Below are 5,431 nucleotides of genomic sequence, written 5' to 3' on the forward strand. Positions count from 1 at the left end.
GCCCGGGGCCCCGCCCCCCGGGGGCGGGCCCCCCCGGGGCGGGTCCCCCCGGGCCGCCACCCCCGTTGCCCCGCCCCCCCGTGGCGCCGTCCGGCCCGCCGGGTGGCCCCCGGGGGGGGGGCCCGGCGCAAGGCTAGCGGAGGTCGACCCAAGCCGTGCCGAGGTCGACGGCGGAGGGCCCGCCAGCGGTGAGGCTCGCGAGGCGCTCGGCGAAGGCGCTTCGAGACGCTTCGTCGTCCTCGACGGCAATGCGAAGACTCGCCGCGCCCGGTCCGTAGTCGCTCCCCAGAACGGTGACGCCCGCCGCGCGGAGGTCATTCTCGAGTCTGCCGGCCGCGGCGTGGGGGGCGTCCACCCGCAGGAGGCGCAGGCGCTGGCGCCGCACGAGCCTGGCAGTCGCGAGCGCCGTCGAGATGGCCTCGGAGTACGCGCGCACCAAACCGCCGGCGCCGAGAAGGATCCCGCCGAAGTACCGCACTACCACGGCTGCGGTGTCGCTCAGGTCAGGAACGCCGTCGACCGCCGCGCCCTTGAGGAGCGCCTCCAGCATCGGCACGCCCGCCGTCCCCGAGGGCTCTCCATCGTCGCTGCTGCGTTGGATCATCCGGTCCGGGCCCAGCACAAAGGCGCTGCAGTGGTGCCGTGCGTCGTGAAACTCTCGCCGCAGCTCGGCGACGAGGGCGCGGGCCTCATCCTCGGTCTCTGCGCGGCGCAGGACGGCGATGAACCTCGACCGCTTGATCTCGAGCTCGTGCCGGTGTTCGCCGTCGATGGTGCTGTAGCGGAGGGCATGGCGTGGGGTGTCGGTCACCGCCCCCAGTGTAGGGGCTAGGCTAATGGGGTGCTGAGAGTGGGCCTGACGGGCGGCATTGCGTCCGGGAAGTCGGAGGTGTCGCGGCGGCTCGCGGAGCTCGGCGCGGTCCTGATTGATGCCGACCTCCTCGCGCGGGAGGCCGTCGAGCCGGGGAGCGAAGGCCTCGCCGAGGTCGTCAGGGCTTTCGGCCCAGGAATTCTGCAGGACGACGGCGCCCTCGACAGGGCGGCGCTCGGCGCCCTGGTCTTTGCGGACCCCGAGCGACGTGACCAGCTCAACGCGATCGTGCACCCGCGCGTCCGGGCGAGGGCCGCGGAGCTGATGGCAGCCGCCTCCGACGAGGCCGTGGTGGTCCAGGACATCCCCCTGCTCGTGGAGACCGGGCAGGCGGGCAGCTTTGACGTCGTCGTGGTGGTGGACGCCCCGGACGAAGTGCGCATTCGCCGTCTGGCAGAGCGCAACGGGATGACCCCGGAAGACGCGGCCGCGCGGATGGCCACGCAGGCGACGCGCGAGGAAAGGCTCGCCGCCGCCGACCACGTCATCGAGAACAGCGGGAGCCTCGACGAGCTGCGCGCCGCCGTCGACCGACTCTGGCACGAGGTGCTGGTTCCGGCGGCCGCGACCACCGCGAGGATTCCCGAAAGCTAGCCGACAGTCAGCCTGCGGCGAATGCGGACATGCCCTGTCCTCTGTCCAGCGTAGATTTGATGCATGAGCCTTGCGCCGGAAATCAAACGTGTCGTCGCGCCGTTCGAGGTGGTCAGCGAGTACGAGCCGGCAGGCGACCAGCCGCAGGCCATCGCCGAGATCGCGGAGCGAGTACAGAACGGCGAGAAGGATGTGGTCCTCCTCGGCGCGACCGGCACAGGCAAGAGTGCGACCACGGCTTGGGTCATCGAGAAGCTGCAGCGGCCCACGCTCGTGCTCGTGCAGAACAAGACGCTCGCCGCCCAGCTGGCCAACGAGTTCAGGGAGCTCCTGCCGAACAACGCGGTCGAGTACTTCGTCTCGTACTACGACTACTACCAGCCCGAGGCGTACGTTCCCCAGACGGACACCTACATCGAGAAGGACTCCTCGGTCAACGAGGAGGTCGAGCGCCTGCGGCACTCGGCGACGAATTCGCTGCTGACGCGACGTGACGTCATCGTCGTCGCAACAGTCTCCTGCATCTACGGCCTCGGCACTCCCGAGGAGTACGTGGCGGGAATGGTGACCCTGCGGCGCGGGATGGAGCTTGATCGGGACGCGCTTCTCCGTCGGTTCGTGGCGATGCAGTACGTGCGCAATGACATCGACTTCCACCGCGGCACGTTCCGGGTGCGCGGCGACACGGTGGAGATCATCCCCATGTACGAGGAGCTCGCGCTGCGCATCGAGTTCTTCGGCGACGAAGTCGAGAGCATTCACACGCTCCATCCGGTGACGGGCGAGGTCCTCCGCGAGGAGACCGAGATGTACGTCTTCCCGGCGTCCCACTACGTTGCCGGGCCGGAGCGCATGAGCCGGGCCATCACGCAGATCGAGGACGAACTTGCGGAGCGCCTGAAGAGTCTCGAGGCGCAGAATAAGCTCGTCGAGGCCCAGCGCCTGCGCATGCGCACCACGTACGACCTCGAGATGATGCAGCAGATGGGCTTCTGCAACGGGATCGAGAACTATTCGCGGCATATCGACGGACGCGGGCCGGGCACGGCGCCGCACTGCCTGCTCGACTACTTCCCGGACGACTTCCTGCTCGTCATCGATGAGTCCCACGTGACAGTGCCCCAGATCGGCTCTATGTACGAGGGCGACATGTCCCGGAAGCGGACCCTGGTCGAGCACGGCTTCCGCCTGCCATCGGCCATGGACAACCGCCCGCTGAAGTGGGACGAGTTCCTCGAGCGGATCGGGCAGACGATCTACCTTTCCGCGACGCCGGGCAAGTACGAGCTCAGCAAGTCCGACGGCGTGGTGCAGCAGATCATCCGGCCCACGGGACTCGTGGACCCGGAGATCATCGTCAAGCCGACGAAGGGCCAGATCGACGACCTTCTGGGGGAGATCCGCGAGCGGGTGGAGCGAGACGAGCGAGTCCTCGTCACGACCCTCACGAAGCGCATGGCGGAAGATCTCACGGACTACCTCATGGGCCACGGGGTGAGGGTCCAGTACCTGCACTCGGACGTGGACACGCTGCGCCGGGTGGAGCTCCTGAGCGAGCTGCGCCTTGGGGTCTTCGACGTCCTCGTGGGCATCAACCTCCTGCGTGAGGGCTTGGACCTGCCCGAGGTGTCGCTCGTGGCGATCCTGGATGCGGACAAGGAAGGCTTCCTGCGCTCGTCGACGTCGCTCATCCAGACCATTGGCCGCGCCGCACGCAACGTCTCGGGCCAGGTGCATATGTACGCGGACAAGATCACGGACTCGATGGCCCAGGCGATCGACGAGACGAATCGGCGCCGTGAGATCCAGACGGCTTACAACCGCGAGCGGGGGATCGACCCTCAGCCCCTGCGCAAGCGGATCGCGGACATCACAGATCAGCTTGCCCGCGAGGACCAGGACACCAAGGCGCTCCTCGAGGCGAACCGGCTCGCGAAGGGCGGCAAGCGGCACAAGGGCGCCACTGCAGCTTCGGAGCGGGCCGAGGCCGAGCTTCGCCGTGATGGGATCGCCGCCGCTCCCGCGGAGGACCTCGTCGAGCTCATCGCCCAGCTGACGGAGCAGATGCACGGCGCGGCGGCTGAGCTCCAGTTCGAACTAGCTGCGCGTCTGCGCGATGAAGTGGCCGATCTCAAGAAGGAGCTGCGGCAGATGCAGGCAGCCGGGCATGCCTGAGCTGGCCGAGGGGGATCTGGCGAGCTCCCGCCTCCGAATCCAGCGGCGCACGGTCGGGGTGCTCGCGGCGGCTCAGCTGCTCAGCGGCCTGGGCAGCGGGGCGACGCTCGCCATCGGTTCGCTGCTCGCGGTGCAGTTCGGTGGCTCGGACGCCTGGGCTGGGTCCGTCACCACGGTCCTCACGCTGAGCGCGGCGCTCGCGGCGCTCCCGCTGAGCGGGGTCGCTGCCCGACTCGGGCGACGTATCGCGCTCGTCGCCGGGCTCGTGACGGCGATGACCGGCGCGGGACTCGTCGTGCTGGCGACAGTGTGGTCATCGCTGCTTGTCCTGCTCGCGGGCGCCGCTCTGCTCGGCGTCGGGACGGCGGTGAACCTGCAGTCCCGCTTCGCCGCCGTCGACCTCGCGCATGCCGCCCATCGGGGACGCGACCTCTCCCTCGTTGTCTGGTCGGTCACGGTCGGCGCGGTCGCCGGCCCAAACCTCATCCGCCCCGGCGCGGCCCTCGGGGCGGCTCTCGGCCTGCCCGACGCGGCGGGTCCCTTCGTCATCTCTGTGGCTGGGATGGCCGTCGCAGCCGTGCTGCTCGCGATCGGCCTGCGCCCGGACCCGCTGCTGGAGGCGCGGCGGGTGATGAGAACGGACGACGTCGGCCTCCCGCACGCCCCATCGGCCGGTGCCTCGGGCGCCGGCTCCTTGAGGGACGGGGTCCGCGCGATTCAGGCCTCCCCGTCGGCTCTCCTTGCGGTGATCGGCGTGGTCGTGGCCCATGCCGTCATGGTGTCGGTCATGGCGATGACTCCGCTGCATCTCTCGCAGATGGCCTCCGCGCACGCGGGGTCGCACGGGGATCACGTGAGCATGGACTCGTTCGCAATCATCGGCTTCACCATCTCGCTGCACATTGCCGGCATGTACGCTCTGTCACCGCTCATGGGATGGATCTCCGATCGGTGGGGGCGGCGGCAGCTGCTTGCCGCGGGGCAGGCTGGCCTTATCGCTGCCGTCGGCGTCGCCGGTCTGGGGCAGGGCGATCCAGTCATGGTGGCGGCGGGGCTAGTGCTGCTCGGGCTGGGGTGGTCCGCGTCCACCATCGCCGGTTCGGCGCTCCTCGCGGAGTCGGTCCCGGGTCCCGGCCGTGTTCTGGCCCAAGGAGTTTCCGATACGGCGATGGGCTTCTCGGGTGCGCTCGGAGGCGCGACGGCGGGGCTCGTCATGGCCGGGTTCGGCTATGGGGGTCTCGCGGCCGGGACGGCGATCCTGAGCGCGGGCGTCCTCGGGATCATGGCCGTTATCCGCCGCGGCCCCGCCGTGGCGTAGACGGTCAGGCCGGGGCGCAGACGTTGCGAGAGGCTGCTCCCCGACTTAGTCGGAGTCCTCGCGCACCATGGCGAGGAGCCGCGCAAAGATGCCTTCGCCGTCGTCCGAAATCCCATCGTGGTGGAAGTCCCCGGTCTCCCACAGCCGGAGGTTGCGGACGCGTCCCGCCGTCTCGAGCGAGAGCTCTCGGTCCACGTAGATGTCGTCCCGGTAGACGGCCGCGGCGACGGGGACGTCGTTCACCGCGAGGCGCCCGGGGTCGTAGAGCGAACCCCAGTCCGCTTTCTCGGCGAGGCTCTCCGCCGTCTCGGCGAGCGGTGCGAGGGCGGGATCCTGCTCGAAGAGCCATGGGCACACCATCTCGCCGAGGAGGAGCGGCTCGGCGGAATCAGGCTTGAACGCAGGGTATTCTTCGAGCACGCGCCACGCCGCCCAGTCCGAGGATTCGCCCTGCGCGTAGATCGCCTCGTGGA

General features: G+C 69.7%; 4 protein-coding genes and 1 pseudogene. 3 read left to right on the forward strand and 2 right to left on the reverse strand.

Translation table 11 applies throughout. The features are described from left to right. Positions 1-133: 133 nt before the first annotated feature. Positions 134-811 carry an IMPACT family protein gene (locus ACTHL9_RS05585; RefSeq protein WP_440517858.1) on the reverse strand — a complete coding sequence of 226 codons (678 nt, stop codon included), beginning with the start codon at positions 809-811 and terminating at the stop codon, positions 134-136. A 30-nt stretch (positions 812-841) separates the two neighbouring features. Between ACTHL9_RS05585 and coaE the strand changes: the two genes are divergently transcribed. From coaE to ACTHL9_RS05600, 3 genes are all read left to right on the forward strand, one after another. Continuing rightward, positions 842-1,465, forward strand: a complete 624-nt coding sequence (gene coaE, locus ACTHL9_RS05590; protein ID WP_440517859.1) for a dephospho-CoA kinase — start codon at positions 842-844, stop codon at positions 1,463-1,465. 63 nt (positions 1,466-1,528) lie between these two features. Beyond that, positions 1,529-3,640 carry an excinuclease ABC subunit UvrB gene (gene uvrB, locus ACTHL9_RS05595; protein ID WP_440517860.1) on the forward strand — a complete coding sequence of 704 codons (2,112 nt, stop codon included), beginning with the start codon at positions 1,529-1,531 and terminating at the stop codon, positions 3,638-3,640. Continuing rightward, the gene (locus ACTHL9_RS05600) at positions 3,633-4,958 is read left to right on the forward strand and encodes an MFS transporter (RefSeq protein WP_440517861.1); all 1,326 of its coding nucleotides are present in this window, start codon (positions 3,633-3,635) and stop codon (positions 4,956-4,958) included. Before uvrB ends, ACTHL9_RS05600 begins: the two co-directional genes overlap by 8 nt. 45 nt (positions 4,959-5,003) lie before the next feature. Here the strand turns inward: ACTHL9_RS05600 and ACTHL9_RS05605 are convergent. Continuing rightward, a pseudogene (locus tag ACTHL9_RS05605) lies at positions 5,004-5,431 on the reverse strand (alpha/beta fold hydrolase); the annotation flags it as partial.

The organism is Sinomonas sp. (assembly GCF_051955515.1).
Lineage (GTDB): Bacteria > Actinomycetota > Actinomycetes > Actinomycetales > Micrococcaceae > Sinomonas.